Genomic DNA, 2,092 nt, shown 5'->3' on the forward strand with positions numbered 1-2,092 from the left:
TCAGAACCTTGGCGATGCCAGGAGCAAGCGTAGTTCGTGGCGTCAGTGTCTTCTTCATCATGCGGCCAAAGCGTTTTCCTCAGCCTCGAATTTTACCTCCCCTGCGTTAATGCGACAGAACCCGTCAAGCCTGTGGCCGTGCGCGGCAGAATCCAAACCACGCGAATACCGTAGACGCTGTCGCGTTCCATCGGCGCACGAATCAGGCCGGTCATGCCAGCGAAGCTCAAATCAGTTTCCAGCGCGTTCCTCGCCTTGCCGGGGGTATCCGCCCTGTTCATCCACGCCGTTAGCGGAACCGACGGTCGCCGAGTTCTGGGTAGAGTAAGCCCTGTTTCCCCTAGCAAATAGAGCGCGAGGCGCGCTCCAGAGCAAGGCTGCCCTCAACGATCAATCAATCGCGACGGGAAACAGAACACGATCAGGCTGCCGACGATCATGCTCGCGGCAAGAACATACAGCCCGATGCTCGTAGTGCCCGTGTTTTGCTTGATCCACCCGAGCATGTACGGACTGACGAAGCCCGCCAGGTTGCCGACCGAGTTGACGAGCGCAATGCCCGCGGCGGCCGCCACACCGCCCAGCAAGGCAGGCGGCAGATTCCAGAACTGCGAAACGACCGACAGGACACCCGTCGTGCCGATCGTCAGCCCGCACACGGCCATCACCGTGCTATGAGGATACTTCGCGGCGAGCCCTAGCCCGATTGCGGCGACGACTCCAGGCAGCGCGAGATGCCAACGGCGCTCACGTGTCTTATCCGAATGTCGCCCGATAAATAACATCGCTATCACAGTGGCCGTGTAGGGAATCGCGGTCAGCATTCCGACCTGTAACGGATCCGTGACGCCGCTGTCCTTAATGATAGTGGGCATCCAGAACAGAACGCCGTATTCGCCCATCAGGATGAAGGCATACATAACGCACAAAATCCACGTGCGAGCGTCGGTGAAGGCGCTGCGCACCGAATGCACCTGGGCCTCCGGAATCTCGCGTTCCAGATTCGTCTCAAGCAATTGCTTCTCCGCTTCTGTGAGCCATTTGGCGGAGCGGACATCATTACCCAGTACAAAAAACACCGAGATGCCGAGCAGTACCGACGGCACCGCCTCCAGCAGGAACATTATTTGCCACCCAGACCACGCGCTGATATCGCTTAGCGAATGCATGATCCAACCGGAGAGCGGGCCGCCGAGCATGCCTGCGAGAGGAATGCCCGCGAGGAATAGCGCAATGATGCCTCCACGGCGCGACGACGGATACCAGTACGTCAGGTATAGCAAGATGCCAGGCAGAAAGCCGGCTTCAGCTACGCCGAGAAAGAAACGCATCACATAGAAGGTAGTCGGCGTTTTAACGAACACCATCGCTGCCGAAATAAGGCCCCACATAATCATGATCCGGGCAATCCAGATCCTCGCGCCGACCTTATGCATGACGATGTTGCTCGGTACTTCGAATATCACATAGCCGATAAAGAAGATACCCGCGCCGAGACCATAGACCGTTTCACTGAACTTCAGTTGATTGAGCATCTGGAGCTTGGCGAAGCCGACGTTCACGCGGTCGAGGTAGCCAGCTGTGTAGCACATGAGCAGAAAGGGGATAAGTCGCCACGACACCTTTGAATAGACACTGCGCTCGTCTAGCGGGGCTTCCGCATATGCCATGGCGGCCGGCGTGTTGATTGACATGTCTCGCTCCATAGTGAGTAGGCAGCTTTCTCGCTGCGCTTTCGTCTGCCCCAGCCTGGCCTGATCGATTTCGGCCCGATGGGCACGCCAAGTATGCAAGAACAGAGTGGCGGGGTCATTCTCAACTTGGCAACGCCGCCATCGCGATTGAACAACCAGATGGGATACTTGCTGTTTTAGACTCGCTTCGTAGGCTGGCTTGGCTAAACAAGGAGACGAGATGGAATTGACCAGACAACAGATTGAGGATTACCACCGGGACGGATTTATCGTTATTTGAGGGTGACCCGCTTCGACGGACAGTTTTGCGGTTGGGTTTTACGTTGGGATGCGTCCTCCAGTCGGTGTTGCCTCGCGGGTTGTCCACGGGCGGGCGGCGGGTCGGCTATCACGACCAC

1 protein-coding gene is annotated in these 2,092 nt (G+C 57.6%); it reads right to left on the minus strand.

Annotation, left to right across the window (positions count from 1 at the left end):
* Positions 1-383 precede the first annotated feature (383 nt).
* The gene (locus L5014_RS38460; protein ID WP_238469081.1) at positions 384-1,694 is read right to left on the minus strand and encodes an MFS transporter; all 1,311 of its coding nucleotides are present in this window, start codon (positions 1,692-1,694) and stop codon (positions 384-386) included.
* Positions 1,695-2,092: the final 398 nt, after the last annotated feature.

This window comes from Paraburkholderia tagetis (genome assembly GCF_022213065.1).
Taxonomy (GTDB): domain Bacteria; phylum Pseudomonadota; class Gammaproteobacteria; order Burkholderiales; family Burkholderiaceae; genus Paraburkholderia; species Paraburkholderia tagetis.

What these genes read in the sequence shown, in the direction of transcription:
- L5014_RS38460 (WP_238469081.1), bottom strand. Translation starts at nt 1,694, where the DNA reads ATGTCAATCAACACGCCGGCCGCCATGGCATATGCGGAAGCCCCGCTA.